The 23,466-nt window shown below is 46.9% G+C and carries 18 protein-coding genes; 10 read left to right on the top strand and 8 right to left on the bottom strand.

The features are described 5' to 3' along the window. Positions 1-3 precede the first annotated feature (3 nt). Both EAE30_RS08185 and EAE30_RS08180 read left to right on the top strand, forming a co-directional pair. Entirely contained in the window at positions 4-1,218 is a 1,215-nt protein-coding gene (locus EAE30_RS08185; RefSeq protein ID WP_123017304.1) for an aminotransferase class V-fold PLP-dependent enzyme, read from the top strand. A 129-nt stretch (positions 1,219-1,347) separates the two neighbouring features. After that, entirely contained in the window at positions 1,348-1,902 is a 555-nt protein-coding gene (locus EAE30_RS08180; protein WP_123015482.1) for a hypothetical protein, read from the top strand. A gap of 41 nt (positions 1,903-1,943) precedes the next feature. Here the strand turns inward: EAE30_RS08180 and csdE are convergent, their stop codons facing one another. The 4 genes from csdE to EAE30_RS08160 all read right to left on the bottom strand — a co-directional run bounded on the left by csdE (position 1,944) and on the right by EAE30_RS08160 (position 4,849). Then, a complete protein-coding gene (gene csdE, locus EAE30_RS08175) occupies positions 1,944-2,378 on the bottom strand; it encodes a cysteine desulfurase sulfur acceptor subunit CsdE (protein WP_123015481.1) in 435 nt (144 codons plus the stop codon). Between the two features lie 50 nt (positions 2,379-2,428). Continuing rightward, the gene (tcdA, locus tag EAE30_RS08170) at positions 2,429-3,241 is read right to left on the bottom strand and encodes a tRNA cyclic N6-threonylcarbamoyladenosine(37) synthase TcdA (protein ID WP_123015480.1); all 813 of its coding nucleotides are present in this window, start codon (positions 3,239-3,241) and stop codon (positions 2,429-2,431) included. Between the two features lie 80 nt (positions 3,242-3,321). Continuing rightward, complete coding sequence (mltA, locus tag EAE30_RS08165) at positions 3,322-4,422, bottom strand: murein transglycosylase A (RefSeq protein ID WP_123015479.1); 1,101 nt, start codon at positions 4,420-4,422, stop codon at positions 3,322-3,324. Positions 4,423-4,495: 73 nt separating this feature from the next. Then, the gene (locus tag EAE30_RS08160) at positions 4,496-4,849 is read right to left on the bottom strand and encodes a DUF2850 domain-containing protein (protein WP_123015478.1); all 354 of its coding nucleotides are present in this window, start codon (positions 4,847-4,849) and stop codon (positions 4,496-4,498) included. A gap of 227 nt (positions 4,850-5,076) precedes the next feature. On the opposite strand from EAE30_RS08160, the gene argA reads away from it, so the two are divergent. Both argA and EAE30_RS08150 read left to right on the top strand, forming a co-directional pair. Further along, positions 5,077-6,414, top strand: coding sequence for an amino-acid N-acetyltransferase (argA, locus tag EAE30_RS08155; RefSeq protein ID WP_123015477.1), 1,338 nt, complete (start codon positions 5,077-5,079; stop codon positions 6,412-6,414). Between the two features lie 256 nt (positions 6,415-6,670). After that, positions 6,671-6,862 (top strand): hypothetical protein, encoded by a 192-nt coding sequence (locus tag EAE30_RS08150; RefSeq protein ID WP_123015476.1) that lies wholly within the window; start codon positions 6,671-6,673, stop codon positions 6,860-6,862. 11 nt (positions 6,863-6,873) lie between these two features. On the opposite strand, the gene recD is transcribed toward EAE30_RS08150, so the two are convergent. The 3 genes from recD to recC form a co-directional block, all read right to left on the bottom strand. Next, positions 6,874-8,967 carry an exodeoxyribonuclease V subunit alpha gene (gene recD, locus EAE30_RS08145; RefSeq protein WP_123015475.1) on the bottom strand — a complete coding sequence of 698 codons (2,094 nt, stop codon included), beginning with the start codon at positions 8,965-8,967 and terminating at the stop codon, positions 6,874-6,876. Beyond that, entirely contained in the window at positions 8,964-12,584 is a 3,621-nt protein-coding gene (recB, locus tag EAE30_RS08140) for an exodeoxyribonuclease V subunit beta (protein WP_123015474.1), read from the bottom strand. The genes recD and recB overlap by 4 nt, the downstream gene beginning before the upstream one ends. Before the next feature lie 241 nt (positions 12,585-12,825). Then, a complete protein-coding gene (gene recC, locus EAE30_RS08135) occupies positions 12,826-16,275 on the bottom strand; it encodes an exodeoxyribonuclease V subunit gamma (protein ID WP_123015473.1) in 3,450 nt (1,149 codons plus the stop codon). Positions 16,276-16,468: 193 nt separating this feature from the next. Here recC and EAE30_RS08130 point away from each other — a divergent pair, with 193 nt between their 5' ends. The 6 genes from EAE30_RS08130 to EAE30_RS08105 all read left to right on the top strand — a co-directional run bounded on the left by EAE30_RS08130 (position 16,469) and on the right by EAE30_RS08105 (position 22,254). Further along, a complete protein-coding gene (locus tag EAE30_RS08130) occupies positions 16,469-17,389 on the top strand; it encodes a LysR substrate-binding domain-containing protein (protein WP_123015472.1) in 921 nt (306 codons plus the stop codon). A gap of 58 nt (positions 17,390-17,447) precedes the next feature. After that, the gene (locus tag EAE30_RS08125; RefSeq protein ID WP_123015471.1) at positions 17,448-17,750 is read left to right on the top strand and encodes a YebG family protein; all 303 of its coding nucleotides are present in this window, start codon (positions 17,448-17,450) and stop codon (positions 17,748-17,750) included. Between the two features lie 242 nt (positions 17,751-17,992). Then, positions 17,993-19,024 (top strand): 2,3,4,5-tetrahydropyridine-2,6-dicarboxylate N-succinyltransferase, encoded by a 1,032-nt coding sequence (gene dapD, locus EAE30_RS08120; protein WP_123015470.1) that lies wholly within the window; start codon positions 17,993-17,995, stop codon positions 19,022-19,024. Positions 19,025-19,288: 264 nt separating this feature from the next. Continuing rightward, positions 19,289-20,227: a zinc transporter ZntB gene (locus tag EAE30_RS08115; RefSeq protein ID WP_123015469.1), complete on the top strand. Its 939-nt coding sequence runs from the start codon at positions 19,289-19,291 to the stop codon at positions 20,225-20,227. 18 nt (positions 20,228-20,245) lie between these two features. Next, positions 20,246-20,794 carry a gamma-glutamylcyclotransferase family protein gene (locus EAE30_RS08110; protein ID WP_123015468.1) on the top strand — a complete coding sequence of 183 codons (549 nt, stop codon included), beginning with the start codon at positions 20,246-20,248 and terminating at the stop codon, positions 20,792-20,794. Positions 20,795-20,922: 128 nt separating this feature from the next. Beyond that, positions 20,923-22,254, top strand: coding sequence for an IS4 family transposase (locus tag EAE30_RS08105; protein WP_123014367.1), 1,332 nt, complete (start codon positions 20,923-20,925; stop codon positions 22,252-22,254). Positions 22,255-22,292: 38 nt separating this feature from the next. On the opposite strand, the gene galM is transcribed toward EAE30_RS08105, so the two are convergent. Beyond that, positions 22,293-23,351 (bottom strand): galactose-1-epimerase, encoded by a 1,059-nt coding sequence (galM, locus tag EAE30_RS08100; protein WP_123015467.1) that lies wholly within the window; start codon positions 23,349-23,351, stop codon positions 22,293-22,295. Between the last annotated feature and the right edge of the window lie 115 nt (positions 23,352-23,466).

Genomic DNA, 23,466 nt, shown 5'->3' with positions numbered 1-23,466 from the left:
TCCATGACGTTTGATATTGATACTGTGCGGGCTCAATTCCCTTTTCTCGCTCAGCAAGTGAACGGTTATCCCCTCACCTATCTCGATAGCGCTGCAACCTCACAAAAACCCAATGAGGTCATTGATACGGTGGCGAACTACTACCGGGTTGAGAATGCGAATGTACATCGCGGTAGCCATCACCTTACCGCCCAAGCGACATCTCGCTATGAGGCAGCTCGACACACGGTCGCCCAATGGATCGGTGCGCCTAGCGATGACACCATCATTTGGACTCGTGGTACCACAGAGTCGATTAACTTAGTGGCTTACAGCTATGCGCGCGCACACCTCAAGCCAGGCGATGAAATTGCGATTTGTGAAAATGAACATCATGCCAATATCGTTCCTTGGCAACTGATTGCCGAACAGACTGGGGCCATCATTCGCAAAATTCCAATAACGACACATGGTGAGTTTGATTGGGCGTATTTTCAGAACGCGCTCAGTGAACGCTGTAAACTGGTAGCCGTCGCTCACATCACCAATGTCACCGGGGCGCGCCAGCCCATCGAGGCCATTATTGCTGCCGCCCATAAATTGGGAGCCAAAGTCCTGGTGGATGGTGCTCAGGGGATTGTTCATGAGCCAGTCAACGTAAGCGACTTAGACGCAGATTTCTATGCGTTTTCCGGACACAAGTTCTTCGCGCCCAATGGGATTGGGGTGTTATATGTCAAACCGGATCTTTTAGCTGACATGCCAGTCTGGCAAGGTGGCGGCAAAATGGTCGAACGTGTGAGTTTTTCAGGCACTCAATTTGCGGCGGCTCCGGCCTGTTTCGAAGCTGGTACGCCTAACGTCGCAGGAGCGATCGGTCTCGCGACGGCCATTCAGTGGTATCAACAATTTGATCCTCAAGAGATTAAACAACATATTGCCCAGCTCCATCACACCTTATATGAAGGGCTATCCACGATTGACGATATTCAAATTATTGGCCACCAGCCAGGCTCTGGCATCCTGAGTTTTATCATCGACGGTGTCCATCATCACGATATTGCCACCTTACTGGATCAACAAGGTATTGTTGTACGGGAAGGCCATCACTGCGCCCACCCGCTCATGGAGGCGCTAAAGATTACAGGCACCGTTCGCTTATCGTTAAGTATTTATAATCACCACGCCGATATCACGCGTGCCATTGCCGCGATAAAAAAAGCCGCCGATATTCTGTAAGGTCACTGATTATCGTATACGCTAACTCGTATACACCACTGAGGTTGGTTCAAGTCCTGCGCGCTCAACAGGAACACTGATTGAGCGCGTGATGGGACAAGGAAATATTGGATGAAAAGGAGTCAGTCAATGCGTTCTCTCTTTATTCTCGGTCTGTGCCTTGTGAGCACAGCTACCTATGCAAATCAGGCATTTGATGCTATCCCGAGCAGTGCACAAAAAATGGTGAATACCGTTTTTAAACAACTGCGCATCAAGGATGCCAGTGATAAACAAAAAATGGCCCTCTATCAAGATGCCGCTGTCTTTTTAGATGATGAGTGGTCTGGGTATCTCGTTAGCCCCACCAATCTTAACCTCTTTCGCGCTAAAACTAGCCCAGTAACAATGATCGAGGTGGTCTTAAATACCCAAGAGCATGGCATCGTATTTCTCGATTACACGTATTTCCCCAGTCATCAGCAAGTGTACGTGGCAAAAAAAGAAATTCGCTACGGCGATTCAAAATCAGCCGTCGCTATCTACCAGAAAGGGAAAAAAGACACCAAACACATGGTGTTACTCAATGAAGGGGGCAATCGCGCCAATTTGAAGAGAAAAGGCGCTCTGGATTACACCACACTGAACATTGATACGCCCAACGGTGCGGTGGTGTACAACTCTTACTCTATGATTGATTTGTGAGCATGCTCACCACCCTCGGTGGTGAGACAGCGTCATACTATTTACGCATTCACAGATTGACGAATCGTATCGACAATCGCACGCAGACCATTGCCTCTTGAAGCGGATAAATGATTCAACAAGCCTAATTGCGCAAAATACGCATCGATATCCATCGCTTGAATTTGTTCGGCTTTTTTATGATTCAACGCCGCGAACACAATGGCGATCAAACCACGAACAATACGGGCGTCGGAATCCGCGTGAAACGTCCAAATGCCCTCGTCATCACAATGAGCGAGTAGCCACACCTGACTTTCACATCCAGCAACGGTCATCGTGGCGTGTTTATCGCGCTCATCCATTTTAGGTAATTGCTTGCCCCATTGCACGACTTGCCGATAGCGGTCTTCCCAGCCATGCATCGTCGCCATCACATCCCGAATATGCGTATCGGTAATGACGGTACCAAAGGGATGTTGCGGAAATTCCGACATGATGTTCTCCAAACGTTCATTGCCATCACAGCAAAGTGATGACCCATTGATTAAGCGTTGCGGTATTTCTGAATCAATTTATCCACGATGCGCGAAGCCGCGACAAAACCGAAACTTGCTGTCACCATCGTCGCCGCACCAAAGCCACTCGCACAGTCCATACGCTTCGGTCCTTCAGCCGTCGATTTTGTGCCGCATACCGAACCATCCGCTTGAGGATATTTCAGTTGTTCGGTTGAAAACACACAATCAATGCCAAATTTTCGCGCCGGATTGGTTGGAAAGTTGTGAAAACGACGTAGCCGATCTTTTAGCTTTTTAGCAAGAGGGTCTTGAATCGTTTTCGTGAGATCCGCCACTTTAATTTGTGTGGGATCCGTCTGACCGCCTGCACCACCAGTCGTCACGACTTTGATTTTATTACTGCGACAATACGCTAATAATGAGGCTTTGGCTTGTAGGCTATCAATTGCATCCAGTACATAATCATAACCACGATTTAAGTAATCGTGCTGGTTGTCAGCGTTAATAAAATCATCAATCAAGTTGACTTGGCAATCGGGGTTAATACGTTTCACTCGTTCCGCCATCACCTCGATTTTACTTTGTCCGACGGTACCACTCATCGCATGAATTTGACGGTTAATATTGGTGACACACACATCGTCCATATCAATCAGCGTTAGCTCGCCTATCCCCGTGCGAGCTAATGCTTCAACTGCCCATGAACCGACACCACCAATCCCGATGACACAGACATGGGCGGCACGTAAAATATCCACTTCATCATACCCATACAAACGACGAGTCCCACCAAAACGTTGGTCATAGTTTTCTGAGGCTGGCGCTTCAAGTTCTCGCATAACAACAATCCAAATCGGGGAAAAAGAAAGAGTGCGTTTTATACGCACTCTTGGAAAAAAAGTCTAGTCGCAACCTTGGACTATTCTAGCTTTTCAGGTGGTGTTGCCCAAGGCGCTTGGGTCGGTGACGCTTCCAGTCCCAACTTCCATACACGGCCAAAATGCTTGTAATGTCCCGCGGCGTTTCCTGCTCTTGGTCCCATGCCATGATAAAGATCTAAGTGATTGTCTTTCACTGCCCCACCAGTATCGAGCACAATCAATAAACGCAATTGATGGGTGCCCGTGTATGTACCATCAGCATTGAGTAAGGGAACTTCGGCCAAGATTGGCGTTCCCATTGGCAAAATGGAGCGATCGCCAGCAACCGATGCCATGGGTAACAATGGAATCCCGGCACTGCCTGTTACAGGGGCCGCCGAACGCGGCTCAAAGAAGACATAAGACGGATTTTGTTCCAGTAACTCCATCACCTGATCGATGGGATGCGACTTCACCCATGTTTTAATGGCTTTTAATGACATGTCTTCTCTTGCCACTTCGCCTTGATCAATCAGTACTTTACCAATACTGATATAGGCTTTGTTGTTTTTGCCCGCGTAAGCAAAGTACTCCAAGCTATCGTCATCACCGAAGTGTACAAAGCCACTCCCTTGCACCTCCATAATAAACGGATCAATCAAATTCTTAGCATAACCCAGTTCAAGACCTTGTCCACGCAACGCCCCCGCATAAATTTGCGCACGCGTTGGGCAATCTTGTGTGCAATCCGGTTTGCCATATACAGGATATTTATATTCATCATCCGGCTCATGGCGCAGTTCAATAACCGGAGAAAAATAGCCGGTAAACAATACATTACCTTTTTGATCCCCGCCGCCTAACTGTGCGGTTTGAATACCGAATTTTTTTAAATCTTGTGGATCACCACTCTCCATGACCCAATCGTTCAACTGCGTGTATAAAGACTGGTATATCTTTGCCATGCTCGGTGAATTCTGCACGACTTCACTACTTTGCTTGAGAAATGCGGAATAATCACGCGGGGAGTTGGAATGCACTTGCTCTACTTTATTAAGCTTTCTAGCAAATTGCGGATCTTGGTATTGTTGACCACGATCGGTTGGTGCACAGCCAAACAGCAATAACACACAAGCCAGAGGAAAAAGACGTTTAATCACAAATTTTATATCCAATAAGAGTCCAGTGGGTGCAGCATGGCAAAGTCACGTGCTAAGCGCAATCATAGAACGCTCAACGCAGGTCATTTTTAAACTTTTTTGACAATCTAAACGTTGGATTGTAATGCGCCGCCGATATTAAGCGCATTTCTGTATTCTCGTCATTGAGCATGCGATAACGATGTTCACGGCCACCCGCGTTAAACGATAAAATATCACCGTTAAACCGATATTGCGTTGCTACCGTGTGCCCTTGCACGACGATAGCCTTTGGCCGAATATCAATGGTAGTGGCCGCATAGGGTGCAACATTTTGTTCAACCCACATGCCATACAACGGCGCTTGCGATGTGAAGGCATAGCGTGCTTGTAAATATAAATAGATATACCCACTGCCGACCAAAATGGTCCCGCTCAAAGCAAGCACAAGGAAGGCTCGTTCGAAGGATTTTCTTTTCTGACTACTCACACGACCTCTGATCCGTTGCCCCAATGACAGACGATATAGAAACGAACTGAATTGATTATAATCGACAACCCAGCACACACAAACCTGCGCGCTCGGACTCTAGAGATTAAATAAAAAAACACCTTGCCTATCACTGAATAAAAAGTCATTATTTAGACATAAATAAACAACTTGGTGAGTAGGCCGTGAAAATACGTAGTACCGAGCTAGTCAAAGGATTCCGGCAATCCGCCCCTTATGTTAATGCCCATCGTGGGAAAACCATGGTCATAATGTTGGGAGGGGAAGGAATTGCCGACAAGAATTTTCCAAATATTATTAGCGATTTAGCCTTATTACATAGCTTGGGGGTAAAAATCGTTCTGGTATACGGCGCTCGTCCTCAAATCAATGACCTACTCAACGTTCATGGCCATAGCACCCCTTATCACAACGGTATCCGAATAACCGATGAAACGGCATTAAATCTCGTGATGCAGGCCGCGGGGCAATTACAACTTGCGATCACCGCTCGCTTATCCATGAGCATGAATAATACGCCCATGGCAGGTAACAAACTCAATATTGTCAGTGGCAACTTTGTCATCGCTCAGCCATTAGGTATTGATACTGGTGTGGATTATTGCCACAGCGGACGAATTCGCCGTATCGACATTGAAGGCATTAATCGCATTCTTGCCCAAGAATCCATTGTGCTACTCGGTCCGATTGCCAGTTCCGTCACCGGAGAGTGTTTTAACCTTTTATCAGAAGAAATAGCAACGCAAGTCGCGATACGCCTAAAAGCGGATAAGCTTGTCGGCTTTTGCTCAGAGCAAGGCATTATTAATGAGCATGGCAATGCGATTGCAGAACTCTTCCCGACAGAAGTGGAATCGCTGATTGCCCATATGGAATCAGGCAAACAATCACAACAAGAGGAAGCAACCGGTACTCTGCGGTTTTTGCGTGCGTCAGTTTCCGCTTGCCGAGCAGGCGTCCCCAGAAGCCACTTAATCAGTTACAAAGTCGATGGCGCTTTAATTCAAGAGCTGTTCTCATTTGATGGTATTGGTACGCAAGTGGTCACCGCGCAAACAGAACAAGTTCGCCAAGCCCATATTGACGATATTGGTGGCATTTTCGATTTGATATTGCCATTGGAAGAAAAAGGCATTTTGGTACGCCGCTCTCGTGAACAGTTAGAACAAGAAATGCATAACTTCAGCGTGATCGATAAAGATGGTCTGATCATTGGTTGCGCCGCCTTATATCCATATCAAGATGAAAAAATGGCAGAAATGGCCTGTGTCGCGATTCACAACGATTACAGAGATGGTCAACGTGGTTTAGGCCTACTTGAGCACATGAAACACGAAGCCAAATTACAAGGGCTCAATAAGCTGTTTGTCCTCACAACGCAGAGCTTACATTGGTTTAGAGAGCAAGGATTTATTGAAGCGGGTATTTCCGCCCTGCCAGTGAGAAAACAACACTTATATAACTATCAGCGCCGCTCGAAAATTTTGGTTTTAGAGCTTTGAATCGAGCAAAATTGTGCGGTTTTTCCTCTCATCTCAAAAACAAGAAAGTTTCATTTATGAGACTTTCTTGCAATAACATTCAAAAAAAATGAGATTAAAATCTTTTCAAGCAGGTCTTTGCTGTGTAAAATTCATCCAGCATTAGGGATATCGTATGGAAGACGAATAATGCTGAGCCTCAATGAGGAATGGGTGAGGCGATTATCTTTCCAAGGATAGGGTATAAACCACACTGAATAAGGTATGAAATATCTCGATGAAAACTGTTATTTGTAATTCGCTACAAAGCTTTTGGGACATGGCTGATAATCATTTATTGGAAGGTCTGCATGTTCATTGCGTCTTTGAAATAGACGAACAAAGTAAAGCAGACTTAATCAACAACCGTTCTCGTTATGACATCCAAAGCATCAGTTTCTCAAGTGTTAAACACACATTGAGCTTATAGGTAACACCACCTCATGGCTGAAGTTGTTCAACTAAGCCACTCGACCGTTGCGTGCGTATGTTAATACTGCGCTTTAGTACCGCATCATCACACACTAAAGTTAAATCAGATTTCGCTCGCGTAATCCCGGTGTAGACTAATTCTCGCGTCAAAATCGGGGTATATTCTGGCGGTAACAGCATAAATGTATGTTCAAACTCACTGCCCTGAGACTTATGAATGGTCATGGCATAAGCCGTTTCGTGCGGTGGTACTCGGCTGGGTAGCACCGCTTTCACTTGTCCATCCGGCAATTCAAAATACACTTTGAGTCGCTGACTGCTTTCATGCTCGTCACGTAAGCAGATCCCCACATCACCATTATACAACCCTAAGCTATGGTCATTACTGGTGACCATAATCGGTCGGCCGTGATACCACAGCTCATCTTGGACATGCAATAATTGTCGAGCCACTAAGGCGCGCTCAATGCGATAATTCAGTCCAATGACTCCAAAATCTCCCTCGCGGATTGCACACAATAATCTCACACGATTAAACGCGTCGAGTACCGAACGAGCCTTCAACGCCATCGATATCATCTGATCCTCGTCGTAAAATGGTTGATCAATCAAAGCTAGATAACCACGATATTGCGCGACGACCCCATTTAACATCGTTTGATATGCATCTCGCGTCAGGGGATAGTGAGTGATGTCGGAAAACGTCCGCTGCCAAACCTCATCCACTTGGCGACCATCGCCACTATTGACCGCCTTAGCAAGTTGTCCGATGCCCGAGCTGGCATTAAAACGGTAACTCTTTTGCAGCATACATAAGCAATCTGCAATCGCAGGGCGTGACGACGTTGCCGGTGAAGACAAGGCTTGATAGCCGGTCAAGGTGGCTAACATTTGCCCTTGCTCTTGGCTATAACCTGCTGATAAAAATTGGCAAATATCACCAAGCACGGCTCCCGCTTCGACTGAAGCGAGCTGATCTTTATCCCCAAGAAGCACTAAACGAGCATGTGATGGCAACGCCTCAACCAACTTCACCATTAATGATAAATCCACCATCGAGGCTTCATCGACAATCAGTAAGTCCAAATGCAGCGGATTCTTGTTATGGTGACGAAATTCTGCACTGTGAGGGAGCGCCCCTAATAAACGATGTATGGTGCTCGCTTGGGTGGGAATTAACGCTTTCAATTCAGGATCCACCGGTAAACGTGCCACCGCTTTGGCTATCGACTCGGTTAACCGCGCCGCCGCTTTGCCTGTTGGTGCCACTAATTTGATGGTAGGTGGATTCGCCACTGATTGGCCGAGTAACGCGGCTAACAACTTAGTCACAGTGGTAGTTTTCCCTGTCCCAGGCCCCCCCGAAACCACTGTAAATCGACGGGTTAATGCCGTGGCAGCCGCCACTTTCTGCCAATTTAAGCACGCAGACTGCGGCACCCATTGCTCTAATACCTCCAGTTGTTCGGCATGCGTTGCAGCCGTTAGGCACGACTCAACCTGTTGCCAATCAACCTGCTCGGGTAACACCACATCTAAATAATCCATGACCAACTTCTGGCGCGCTATTTGTGAATGCGCTTGCGACAAGGCGGTGAACAGACGCCAATAATCCCTTGTAAATAAACGATTTAAGTGTGTTTTTAAAATGTCCACATCCTGAGCGCCAAGCGCAATGGGACGGGCTAAATGCTGCAAGCGAGCGCTTAGCGTCACTTCATAAGCCCAGTAACGATGTAAGTACACTCTTTTACCGTCAAAAATGAGCGGAACCGCATGCTCACCCGACGTGGCGACCAATGGCGACGTTGCCAATAAGTGCGAATAATCGCCGTGTAACCAATCATTGGGGATCGCTTGAATTTGCTCCCCAAACACGCCGAGTTTACTTGCCACATCCATTCGTTGTCCTGAGCCGTCGTCAAGAGACAAACAGATATGACCGCGTCCGACCTCAGCACTTAACGCTGCCACTAATAAAATCAGCGATGGCGGGGTCTGCGGCGCTTGCTGACCAATAAAACGGGCAAATTGATAGTCGAGTTGACGAATACTTCCCTGCTCAGCAAGTGAGGATAACAAAGCATACACATCACTTTTCATAGGTCTAACTCCATTTGCCCTTGGTCGGTATGACGCTGCTCAACGGTGTGTCCATCGATCAATTGATCTAACTCGTCGATCATTGCAAACTCTGGGCGCGCATAAAAAACACCATGCTCCGGCTGACGATCCATACCTCGTAGAAACACATAGTAAATGCCGCCAAAATGCTGGTCGTACTCATAATCTTGCACTCGGCTACGTAAAAAACGATGCAATGCTAAGGCGTACAATTGATATTGCAAGTCATAACGATGCTCAGCCATCGCTTGCTCTAACGCCTGCCCCTGATAAGCACTGGGATCATTGCCTAAATGATTCGATTTCCAGTCTAAAACGTAATAGCGACCTTCATGTTCAAACACCAAATCAATAAAGCCTTTGAGCATGCCCTGTACCGGATAAAAACCCAGTACGCCAGCCCGGGCAGACAGCGCATCATAACGGTGAGCGATGCGGTTCAAACTTGGGGCATCAAGAATCTGTATCGGCAATAAAAACTCCATTTCGATGAGCATTTGTGTCGCCGTTTTCGTTCTTAAACATAACTGTTTACCATCCAGAGGCGTATTCAGTACATCGTCCACCAGCGTTTGTAATACGGGTAACCAGTTGGCCTCGTATTGCTCATTGTCTAGCAGCTGTTCCAGTATGTGTGTGTTGTCAGGTGAGTCGCCCGCTTGCGTGAACATCACTTGCTCAAACACACTGTGTAGGAAAGTACCCGGTTGCGCACCACGCGGAAACGTAAAAATCGAACGCTCATCATCGAGTAATGAGACCTCTTGTTGCTCATCGGCCGAATCGATATCAAACCCAGAGACCTCCACTTCGGCACCTGCGCCATGCTGACTGCCTTGCTTAACTAGGCCAGAATAGCTAGTAATACGCCACTGGCGGTCAATAGCCTGCTGTAATGAACGTACTGGTAACGTTTCATGAACCTCACTCACCGGGACATAGGCCTCTTCTGGCAAACTTGGCGGCAAGGTTTTAAGCGCGTTGACACCGTCAACGGCCGCCTCTAGCGAGGCATTCAAAAGCTCAATACCGCCCTGCTCGCCATTTTGCAGTAAATAGCCAATAGCACTGTCGTGCACCCCGGATGGCTCTTTGGTCGAACGTCCATTACGCAGTGGGGCCACCCCAATAAAACAGGCGTACACCGCGCGTGTTAAAGCCACATAGGCCAAGCGTAAATCTTCTGCCAATCGCTCTTTTTCAGCCTGCTGGAGTGACTCACCACGGGCTAACATATCCAGCATGGTTTGCTCTTTTTGCGCGTCGTAGTATTTGCCTTCACTCGCGGGGCGATACCCTAACGCAAACGGCAAAAACACTAAGTCGTACTCTAGCCCCTTCGATTTATGAATGGTGACAATCTGCACGAGATTACGCTCAGATTCTAAACGTTGAATTTGCTCATCGTGTTGTCCTAAACCCATTGCAACATCAGTGATGGTCTGAGATAACCAGCGTAATAAGCCATGATCGCTATCGATGTCTTGGGTCGCTTCTTGCAACAGTTCACCAATGTGCATGAAATCGGTTAATGCGCGCTCGCCATCAGGTTCGTGCAACCAGCGCTCAGCAATATGCCGCTGTGCTAATACCGCTCGTAACATGGGTAACACCCCACGCTCTTTCCACAACTGGCGATAGGTTTTAAACTCATGGCTGGCTTGTTCCCACGCATTTTCATCCCAATTGAGTTTATCTAATTGCTGGGCATTGAGAGCAAATAGCGGACTTGCCAAGGCCGCGCGTAATAAACGGTCATTATCAGGGTTCAGCACCGCTTGTAATAAACGCTGAATATCCATTGCCACGGGGCTGGCAAACACACTGTCACGATTCGACAGGTACACACTTGCAATGCCTTGTTGCGATAAGGCATCTTTAATCCGTCGTCCTTCACTGCCCGTTCGCACAAGGACCGCAATATTGCCAGCCTGAATGGTTTTTCCATTGGCGAAGTGGGCCTTTTGTTGCTGGGCCTGAGTTAAAATAGACTGAATGTGTCCCGCCGTCGCATCAGCCATCTGCGAGAGATAGTCGCCCTTACTGATGAGTTGCCCGTCCGTATCAGGTTGCCAATACGTTATCGCAGGTTGCTTCTCGCCGTCCAAGTACCACGCTTTTTGCGCAGCGTTAGGATTGGGGTGAACCGGATAAAAAGGAATGTCGTCATCATAAATAAACGGGCTATCGGCACGTTGAAATAAGCGATTGACACCTGCAACCATATCCTCGCTTGAACGCCAGTTGGTCCCCAACGTATAGTGTGCGGACACTTGCTGACGAGCCCGAATATACGTGAAAATATCTGCGCCGCGAAACGCATAAATTGCTTGTTTAGGGTCGCCGATCATCAATAACCCGCATTGGGGATCCGGTAAATAAATGCGACTGAATATGCTGTATTGCAGTGGATCGGTATCTTGGAATTCATCAATCATCGCCACGGGATATAGCGAGCGAATCCGCTCAGCCAGAACGTGCTGCTCATCAAGATCGAGTGACGCGGAGAGTTGCGTTAATAAGTCATCAAACGACAGCCATTGCTTACGCTGTTTAAGGTTCGCCAGCATGCTACGGCACGAATCAATGGCATGTGCGAGTAATGGCCCTTCCAGACTCACAGGCTCGGCCAGAAAACTCTCTATCGCCATGAACACATCATGTTGCGGGGGCGTTTTACCTTGCGGCGTTTTTTCTAGTAATACATTCTGTGCAAATTTTTCTAATTTATCCGGCCATTCGTAATTCTGTGTCGGCATCGCGGCCCAAGCAGAGACCGAGAGTAGCCACTGTGGTAGGGTTTTCTTACTGTAACTGCGCTTATTCACATCAGAGAGACTAATACAGGTGTCCAAATCCGCTTCATGCGCTCGCCATAACTGTTTAAGATCCGCAATGCGCTGCAAATTATTCTCATGGAGAGTGACTAAATCCTCAGACAATGGTGGCGTGGTCAAGGTAAAGGGCGCCCCCGACAGATAACGACCAATGCGGCGCAATAAGTCATCCGGTTGCCCCCATAAACGGCGAATTTCCGCGGCAAGATTAACGGGTAGCGGATAAAACTGACGACGCCAATAATCGGCAACGACTTGCGCTTTTAAATGGCTTTCGTCGGTCACAAACTCATTCGCAAAGCGACTGCCTGACTCAAACGCATTTTGCGTTAACATCCGCTGACAAAAACCATGGATTGTATAGATCGCCGCTTCATCCATTTGTCGTTCGGCATCAGTGAGCAATTGCGTGGCAAGCGGGTAATCGGTAAATTGCTCGAGCAAGGGGGCAATCACAGTATCGTCGCTCCGACCGCGAGCGAATGCCATCCGCGCCATATGAATGCGAGTGCGAATACGTTCCCGCAGTTCTGCGGTCGCCGCCTCCGTAAACGTCACCACCAGAATTTGGTCAACAGAAAGCGGCGCGCGATGGCGTGATGCCTCATCACCGTGCCCTAATAATAAGCGCAAATATAAGGCTGCAATCGTAAAGGTTTTACCGGTTCCAGCAGAGGCTTCAATTAAGCGAGCCCCATGGAGCGGAAACGTCATCGCATCCAATGTTTCTGGTTTTATTGCCTGAGTAACCGCCGTCATGACTCTACCTTTAAAGTTATATATTGATATTTTTGTGCTTTATTTCACAAATATTTTCACGATTGTGTACTACGCGCGTCCTTGAAATAGAAATGAGACCCTGTTCACGGTGCTCGCGAGGAGGAATCGTTACCATGCGTTCGACTTTACAGAAGACCATCTCATAACGTGAATAACTCGGTCCCTCTGACCTTGGCCGCACAGCGAACGCCCTACAAATAATGATTTACTGGCGGCCAACCTACTCTTCCTCACCCACTTGCTTTCTGCGTAAACGTGGCGCCATTAATACACTTTCACTGACACGTAATACCTCATTCGCCAACGCCTCACTCCAATGCGGCCAAATCCGCTGAATGTAAGCATTGCTCCCTTCACCGTGCGTCTTAAATCCATCATTAAACGTTTCAGCCATTTTCTTCCGCGATTTATCGTCATCAGCCACCCATTTACCCCGTGAAAAGCCGGCTTCGATGCTTGCCAATGCGGTACGTGGAAAATACGCCAACGGCGTATTAAGCCCTTGATAATATAGCCTCACTAATTCATTTAACCATTGACGCGCCTCGTCTAACGACTCTAACGGTGGCCAATGATAGTGAACGACGCCTTCTTTGCGGTCATAACCTAATACGTGTGTGGTACGGGAGTGCCCCATTAATGCGAGGCAAAGATGATCGATCCAAGCAGCCAGCATATCTTGTGCCCGCACCGACCCACTGCGATAGCGAAGCGCGCCTGACGCAAAAATATTCACCAGCCAACCGGTCAATTGCACAGGCTTTCCATCCCCCAGCGCCGTCAAAGTGAGATTGACTTCCACATCATCACAGGGCTCACCACATAAGGGACTGACCGCATCCGCCAGCTCTTGAGCTTGTACTCGATTGGTTTCTAGCTCCAATGTACCAAAGGCACCGATGGGTAAAAAACCTTGAGCACGCTGTTGTTTAGCAAAATGCATCAAGGCTTGCTCCTGTTCTTGAGCCCCCTGACATTCAAGCAGCACCTCGACCAATGCATCACGCAGTTGATAGCTACCCAAACCATCTAAGACAAACGGCTCTTCATCCTCCATCACATTCTGGGTGGCTTCAAACTGCACTTTCAAGCGGCGATTAAAGTAATACTGCACCGGTAGGCGCCAAAACTTTTGAAGCTCGACTAAATCGAGATCCAATGGGAATGTGGCGTCCAATAAATAATCATCCAGAACTTGATGAAATGACGTCGCCCCTTGCCCTTGTCTTAATGCCGCAGGTAACCATTCGCGGGCATAGCTTCCCTCAATTAAGAAGCTATCGGGACTAAATGGCACCATCGCGTGGTGATGGATTAAGTGATGGTGTAGGTGTTGCGCAGACTCATCGGCGCTAAGCGATGATTGTTCTGGCAACACATAATTTTGCTGGCAATATTCCAATAACTCGCTCACTAAAACCGACGGAATACGCTCACTATTATCTTGGATAGAACGCCCAATATAACTGATGTAGAGACACTCTTGCGCCGATAACATCGCTTCTAAAAACAGATAGCGGTCGTCATCACGTCGTGAACGGTCACCGGGTCGAGTCCGGCCATTCATTAAATCGAACCCTTCTGGTGGCACCGAACGTGGGTACACCCCATCATTCATCCCCAGCAAACACACTACCTTAAATGGAATAGATCGCATTGGCATGAGTGTACAAAAATTCACTTGTCCTGCTAAAAACCGTTGGCTGACGCGTGTTCCGGACAGTTTATCGTGTAAATATTGACTCATAATCCGTGCGGTAATGGCGCTTTCGTAACACGCATCAAGCAACTGCTCTTTTAATTGTGTCAGTGTATCGCGTATCGATTGCAGCGCAATTTCCCCTTCGAGATCAACACTGAAGAAGTCCACAAGCACCCCGTTAAGCACACTGCGCCAATCATCAATGGACTGCGTTTGTGCCAGCTCACGGCGGTAGTGTGTGATCATTTCAATAAAATGGGCCAGCTTGCCAGCCAGCTCGGCAGTCATGCCCTGCACTTCATTGTAAGGGGCAAGAAATTGGTCACCATGCTCGTATAAATCGGTCGTTGCAGGCATGGCATAACCTAATAACATGCGATCAATCCCAAACTGCCAGGTGTTTTGCACTTGAGCAGGTAAATCGAATTCTTGCGCCGTGGACGCATTCAGTCCCCAGCGAATCCCCGCTTCTTCCACCCATTGCTGAGCAACGATAAACTCCTCTTCATTCAATTGGAACTTCGCCAAAATGGCGGGTGTTTCTAATAATTCCAGTAATTCAGAGGCTAAACAACGCGATTCCGGCAATTGAATGAGCTGCAAAAAAGCGTGATAAATAGGGCTCTCTTTGTCAGCAGTTCGATCCGAGATCGAAAATGGAATGTAGCGCTCGCCGGGCGCATTGCCAAATACCGCTTGAATATAAGGACTGTAGGCGTTGATGTCCGATACCATGACGATGATATCGCGCGGCTGCAAATCGGCATGGCGATCAAACATAGCCAGTAACTGATCATGCAGGACTTCAACTTCACGCATCGGGCTGTGGCAAGCATGAAATGTCAATGAGAGATCATGGTCATCGATCACCTGTTTATGATGGCTATCGTCGATTTTACTGTCGTCATGATGCTCTTCAAGATGCAACACATCCGCTTGTATATGATGCAGTAAACAATCACGCTCAACGTCGATGAATAACTGATGTTCTTCATTATCGGTTTGCGATAACAAAAATAAATTGTCCCGCCCAAGTTTTCCCATCGACGCTAAGAGACTGTTCCCCATGGCTTGCTGAGTATGCAGTTCATCATCGTAGCGATGAATATCCTCTTTCAGTGGCGAGACCTCTGTAAGCACTTGCAAGCCATCAGAGTTAAGTTGCAACTGTTTACGCCGCTGACGTTCCACTTTTGCAAGATACTTGCGATCGCGAATGTCGCCCCAGTAATGTTGGCAAGGGTTGGTAAACATTAAGTGCACATCAATGTGTTCACCTAACGCTTTTAATGCATCCATGTAGCGAGGCGGTAGTGACGAGATACCAAAAATAAATAAGCGCGATGGTAACAGTGACACATCCACCGCATCATGACTTAGTGCGCTAATGAAATCATCATACATATTGGCACGATGATAACGAGACTGGCCAAGCTCAAGTGTATATTGATATAAATCGCGCCATAATATCGCTTGCCATTCATGTTCGCCTTGTAATTCGTCAACGCTTTCTCCAGCTTCCCAAGCTGCGATCCAATCTGGGCGATACACTAAGTAGCCATCGAAAATATCCGCGATTTTTTCCGCCAGTTGATAAGCCTTAGAACCATCCTCATCTTCTGCCAGATAAGCCTGTAATGGAGCAAAAGGCGCGCTCGGCAATAACGCGGGTAAACGCTCTAACAATTTCCATGTCATGGCCTCTTTATTGAATGCGCTACGTGCAGGCACACCAGGCAGTACCTTGGTAAACATCTCCCAAATAAACGTCGCGGGCAACGGAAAATCCATGTTCGCAGCGACGCCAATGTCTTGGGCTAATGCCATTTTCAGCCATTGCGACATCCCCGGACTCTGGACCAAAATCTGTTCGGCCTGAAACGGATTGGGCAAGGGATCGTTTTTGATCAAATGCACCAAAAGAATCTTCAGGGTCTCGACTTTATTGGAATGATAAACAGTAAACACGCGGCGCTCTTTCTTGTCATTAGCTCAGTATTGAGAGTATCACAAACCTTTTAGCAGCAAGAAGCGATTCCCTTACAGGTTACGGTTCACGTCATCAAAAACCGCATCACATAGAATCATGACCTTTCACTTGCACCGCTCTGCACTTTATTGAATGATAGTGGCTTGTTTACCTAGGCCAGCGATACCCACAATGACACGTCATGTCTCCTTAAAGCAGTTGAGAGTCTTCACCAGCATCATTCAATACAAAACCATTACCGCGGCTTCAGAACACCTCTTTCTCTCAAAAGCGGCTGTCAGTATGGCGCTGTCAGAACTGGAAAAACAGCTCGGTCATGCCCTATTCGACCGGGTCAATAATCGCCTTATTCTCAACCAAGAAGGCCGGCGGTTACTCCCTTATGCCGATGAACTGCTGTGTCGCATGAATGATCTCGACCAAGCCTTCAATGATGAACACTCACTGTTTGGTCAACTGCATATAGGGGCAAGCGACACCATTGGTAATCAAGTCGCGCCCTTCTTACTGAGTCAATTTCGCCAGCACTATCAACATCGCTCACAAACCCTATTTATTTCCAATAGCGCGTTAATTTGCCAAAAATTGATCGATTACGAGCTCGATATCGGACTCATTGAAGGCAAAACCTATCATCCTCAGCTACTCTCTCACCCTTTTAGCCAAGATGAAATGTGCATCATTTGCGCGCCCAATCACCCCCTGTTATCTCAACCTAGCGTGCGACTCGATGATTTTGAAAACAGTGAATGGATATTACGAGAGGCGGGTTCAGGCACACGGGAATTCTTCTTACGCACAGTGGCACCTCGTATTGAGCATTGGCATGAAGCGTTTGAATTAAACACAACAGAAGCCATTATCAACAGTGTCGCGGCCAACTTAGGCTTTGCTTGTTTGTCGCGCTTAGCGGCCAGCGCCGCCGTAGCCAGTGGTCGTGTGGACATCATCAAGCTTCCCCTCGACATGAAAAGACGTTTTTGGTTACTCGTTCACAAAGAAAAGTACCAAAGCCCCTTACTCAAGCGATTTATGGAATACTGTTATCACTGGGATAGTGACACCTGTCCCGAACGCAAACTGGACTTTTAACTCACTTACCTGTATAAAAAGCCAGTAATGTCGTGCAAAAAACAGTAGAGGATTAACCATGGCTGTCATCGTTAAGTACGTGGTCGAACGCAACGGAGAAGAGAAAATGACTTTTACCTCTAAAGCCGAAGCTGACGCTTATGACAAAATGTTAGATATGGCGGATGAGCTTTTTGAACTGCTTGGTAAAAGTGAATTGCTTGAGCAAGAAAATAAGCAAGAAGAACTCGCCATGTTCTTGGCTCAAAACCGAGAAGACGTGCTTGTGGCGCTTGGTGCGAAACGTAAACCAACACCAAAAAAGCCAAAAGCCGCAAAGACCGAACAAACTGACACTGGGTCCGTGGATGACGCCGCCTAACTCGTGTGCGCATCATGTTCATGAAACCGCTACTTCGTTAGCGGTTTTTTATTGTTTCCTATAATTGATATATATTTCTAAAAAGACAATGGATATCGGTCGACGGACTTCTCAACGGTTTGCTCTTCCCTATTAGAGTCAGTCTCTTTACTATGCTCGATAAGCAAACCGAATCAAAAACTCACGTGGTACTCTAATCACACCATGAGAGTAAACTATCATCACAATGAATGGAGAGTAAGATGGCTCATTTTGCACTTGGCTTTGGTACCGCAACGAAAAACCGTGATGGAAAAATCATTGAAGCATTTTTTCCTGCGCCCATTCTCACCCCGTCCGACAAGCTCATCGCTGAACTTGGTGCGATTACCGAATATGTAGAAGGCAATCAATACCTAGAGGTTAGCGCAACCGATGCGGCGAAACTCGCGTCCGTGTTTGCCGATCATGCACACCCCGACAACGCCAAATTTGCAGAAAAAGCAGCACAATCGCAACAGCCTCTGGTACTGGTAATTCTAGCGAGCGATGAAAAACCAACCAATGTTGCAGAAGCCTTTCTGAAACTACAACTGATCTCACACCGTCTCGCCAAACCACACGGCATTGTGTTGGATGGTATTTTCGGACTTCTCCATAACATTGCTTGGACCAACGAAGGTCCGATTGATCTACCAGAACTCGCCGATCGTCAAATCGACGCTCGTCTTGCCGGTCGTGCCTTAAGTGTCGATTGTGTGGATAAATTCCCTAAAATGGTCGACTACATTGTTCCTACGGGCATTCGTATTGCTGATACTTCTCGCGTGCGTCTTGGCGCGCATGTCGGGGAAGGCACCACGGTCATGCACGAAGGGTTCATTAACTTTAATGCGGGCACCAGCGGTGTGAGCATGGTTGAAGGGCGTATTTCTGCTGGAGTCATGGTCGGAAATGGCTCGGATATCGGCGGAGGGGCATCCATCATGGGGACGCTCTCTGGTGGCGGTAAAGTGGTCGTATCCATTGGTGAAAGCTCACTACTGGGAGCGAACGCCGGATTAGGTTTCCCATTGGGTGACCGTTGTACGATTGAATCTGGCCTATATGTCACAGCGGGCACCAAAGTCCAAATGCTGGATAAAGACGGCAAAGAAGTGGAAGTGGTGAAAGCCCGTGATTTAGCCGGCGTTTCCGATCTGCTCTTCCGTCGCAATTCGCAAACAGGCCAAGTGGAATGTCTAGCCAATAAATCCGCCGTTGAACTCAATAGCGCACTGCACAGCCATAACTAAGCGATGCTCATTGAACCATTGAATAGCCACCCTTGATGCTGGCTATTTTTTTATCTTATCACCGTTAACTGACCCAAGAATAAAGTCATGCGCTTTAATCGTATCGCAAGGTTGTCAATGACGTTTCAGTATGATTGATTATGAATCATACTGTTATCATCATACTGTTTATCAACATGAATAACGGAGCGCTTGATTCACGAGTTCTCGAGCTTGTGAACGCTCTCAGGATCATCATTACAACGCCGCTTATAAGGAAAAAACATGGAGTTTTTACTGGATCATTGGCAATTTGAGCCGAACGCAATTACCTCTGAGAGCTTATCCCCCGACTCTATCGAACCCGGACATTGGTATCACTGCTTACGTGATGAACCACAAGTCAAAGCATGGTTAGAAAAAAACAATGTGTCTCGATCGATCATAGACAGCTTGCTGGCGGAAGATACGCGGCCACTATTTGAAGAATACAGTGACGAGCAGTTTTTATTAATCTTACGAGGGGTCAACCTCAATCAAGATGCCAACCCCGAAGATATGTTGAGTATCCGCCTGCTGTACATCAACGGCGCCTTGATTTCGACACGCAAAATTCCGTCGAAAACGATCGAAGTGATACGCTCTCGGCTCAATAATGGTCAAGGACCTAAGGCGCTGTCCGATCTTATCATTCAAGTGATTGATGGATTAAACCGCAATATTGACAACTACCTAGATACCATTGAAGAAAAAATCACACGCTTTGATGATGAACTGGAACTCAGTGAAGAATTAATGCAAACCCATAAAGCCTTACTCAAGATGAAACGCTTTATCAAACCCCAGCAATACGCCATCGATGATTATCAGGACAGTGTCGCCCCGGTGGCCATTGAAAAACAGCTACGTCTCAAACATAGCGTCAATACCATTACGCGCATCAACGAAAACTTAGATTTTTATCTCAATGAGCTCGAAATTATTAAAGGCGAACTGCGCCAATATCATGCGGAAAAGCTTAATAAAAATACGTATTTATTTTCGATCATTGCTGCGATATTTTTACCTACCAGTTTCTTGACTGGCTTATTAGGAGTCAATGTCGGGGGCATTCCAGGGACGCAATCCCCTATCGCCTTTACGCTATTTTGTACTGCGCTCGTGCTCATTTTTGCGGTTGAACTGTGGATTCTAAAACGGTTACAATTTTTCAGTCGATCTTAATACCGATAAGGGAACCCAATGTATATTTTTGGATATGGCAGTTTAATGAACTCGGCCTCTCGCCAACTAACTGGGCAAACCGGACAAGCCATTCCTGTCATCGTGAGTGGACTCGTCCGTCATTGGGGAAAGATTGATGATAGCTATGTCATGTCACCACTTGTCGTTCAGCCGGGTGAGAGTGAAGTCAATGGTGTACTCTTAGAGGTCAGCAACGATCAACTGCCTGAATTCGATCTCCGTGAGCGTGGCTACCAACGAATGCGAATCCCCACCACGGCCATCCGCAGTCAGCATCCTTTCGACAAACAGCAAGATGTCTGGGTATATGTCACCTGCACACATCAGCCCCCTTGTACAAAAAGCCCCATCGTACAAAGTTATGTTGATACGGTATTAGCCGGGTGTCTGGAAGTGTCAGAAGAATTCGCCCGCCATTTTGTGGCACATACTAAAGGCTGGCATCATCCACAAGAAAAGGATCGTCATGCTCCTATTTACCCGAGAATGGCGGGGATAAAGGCTGAACAATTACCACTGATTGACGCATTGCTCAGTGAGTTATAATCACGCCTTTGTTGAAAAAAGACCTCGAAAGAGTAATGCCGATCAGTTAAGAAATTTTTGAGATCATTTGACCGATCTTTAAAAGGCTTCAAAATCCGATATTAGTGATTTAATATCGGATTTTTTTTATGCGTTTTGAAAGTGAATTAGCCACAGCCTTTAAGTCCTGTAATACCTTCCATACTTTTGAAAAGTATGCTGAGTTACTATCGCCAGAGCTTATTCAGCAAGGCTTTAAACAAGCTGGAGTCGCCACGTTGAGAAAGCGCCGACTACCACTCGAAACGGTTCTATGGTCCATCATCGGCATGGCACTATATCGTCAGAAGTCTGTCTGGGATATTGCAACTCAGATGGATATTATGCTGCCAGATAAAAAGCCTTTGGTTGCCCCAAGTGCTTTGGTTCAAGCAAGGCAACGTTTGGGGGCTGATGCCGTAAAAGAGGTATTTAAAGCCGTCGCTCAACACGGCTATGAAACGAATTCGTTTGAGCAATGGGGAGGGCTGAATTTATTCGCCGTTGATGGCGTTGTATGGCGAACTGCAGACACGTTAGAAAATCATCAAGTCTTTGAAACTCAAAGTAATCAACATCGTGAAAATACTTACCCTCAAATTAGAATGGTCTGTCATATGGAGTTGACAAGCCATCAGCTCATTAACAGTGCTTTTTCTGGTTATCGAACGAGTGAAATGGTGCTCGCAGAACAGCTCATTGATAGTACGCCAGATCATTCATTAACCTTGTTCGATAAAGGCTATTACTCATTGGGGTTACTTAACCGATGGTCTCAAACAGGGACAGAGCGGCATTGGCTAATCCCCGCGCGAAAGGACTTAAACTATGAAGTGCTGCATCGGTCGGGAAAAAATGACTATCGTGTTCGCCTGAAAACGACGCCTCAGTCTCGCAAAAAGTTCGATGAGTTACCGGAATTTATCGAGGCTCGTTTAGTGAGTAAAACCATTAAGGGAAAAGAGTATCGAATCCTCACCTCTATGGTCGATGAATTACGTTTCCCGAGCGACGAAATGGTTGAGTTATATCGTTACCGGTGGGAAATAGAACTGGGGTATAGAGAAATGAAGCAGTCTCTGTTAAACAGCCAATATACACTGAGAAGTAAAAGACCGGACATGATAGAGCAAGAGCTATGGGGAGTGTTGCTCTGTTACAACCTCATACGATTAGGGATGACAGCGGCCGCTAAAAAACTGGATAGTGTTTGGCCAAATCAACTCAGTTTTACCAGTTGTTCAATGGCTATCACTCAGTTTTTTGCAACTTTACCGCTGACAAGTCCGGGAAATATCCCAAAACATTATGAGTCCTTATTGGAACAAATGGGCTATTTTAAACTTCCACCAAGGCGAGAAGACCGAACTTACCCAAGGTGGGTAAAACCAAAACCTCGGAAATATCCGTATAAAAAGAAAAATGCCAATCAGCTTAACTGACTGGCATTACTCGAAAGAGGTCTTTTTTTTGGAGGGTATTAGCGTGCGTTAAATTGATAAATCGTCGTCGATTCATAGCGCTCATCCGGCTCTAACCAACAAGTGTGGTGGGGCCAATCAGGACGGTTAGGAGAATCTGGCAGATATTGTGTCTCTAACGCAATACCTTGGTAATTATGATACACCTCGCCCGTGCGGCTTGGCGTCCCCTCTAAGAAATTCCCCGTGTATAACTGGATGGCAGGTTTATCGGTAAAAACCTGCAACGTTAACGATTCATCCGCGGCCGTTAATGACGCAATACAATGATCGATTGACGTATTACCGAGGAAGTAACTGTGGTCATAGCCATTGACCATCTTGAGCTGCGGATCATCCAATAAACGAGAACCCAGTGTATGCGGCTGGCGAAAATCAAAGGCGGTTCCTTCTACAGGGGTCAACCCTTGATCTAAAGGAATACCGCTATTATCTGTTGGTAAATAGTCATGCGCCTGAATCGACAGCGTATCGTTGAGGATTTGGTGGTCCTCGTTGGCGCCCATCAAATTAAAGTACGCATGGTTGGTCATATTGACTGGCGTTGTCGCATCAGTGGTCGCGGAATACGCAATGGTCACTTGGTTGTCGTCAGTTAGCGTATAGATTACTTGGGCATCCACATTCCCAGGAAAGCCTTGGTCGCCATCCGCAGAGTGAATAGAAAAAGTCACCTGCTGCTCACTGCATTCGACAATCGTCCAACGGCAATGACTCCACCCTTGAACCCCACCGTGCAACGTATGAGGGCCTTGATTGGCCGTTAACTGATAAGTATGACCGTTGTGCTGATATTGGCCATTGGCGATACGATTGGCGTAACGACCGACCGTCGCGCCCAAGAAGCTACTTTGTTGGTTAAAGTCAGTCATGCTGGCCACACCCAGTAAAACTTCACGCACAGTGTCCTGTACTGGTACCTGACAACTCAACCACGTTGCACCAATATCCATCAACACAATCGACATGCCTTGGGTATTACTCAACGTGACCAGCGTCGCGGGTTGGCCATCGAAAGCTGGCTGCTCGGTCAAAGCGTCTAAACTAATTTGCGTCATGTAGTAAAGTCCTATGTTTTCGTGCAATCGAGGCAAGCACGACGATTACTAATATTTCGATCGAATGATGGTAACAGTTTGAATATAAAGGGGGCTGTGATCGTACGAACAAAGG

Source organism: Vibrio zhugei (assembly GCF_003716875.1).
In the GTDB taxonomy this organism is placed as follows: Bacteria; Pseudomonadota; Gammaproteobacteria; order Enterobacterales; family Vibrionaceae; genus Vibrio; species Vibrio zhugei.
Note: the sequence above shows the minus strand (reverse complement) of the source record. Positions and strands in the feature narration are given on the sequence as shown.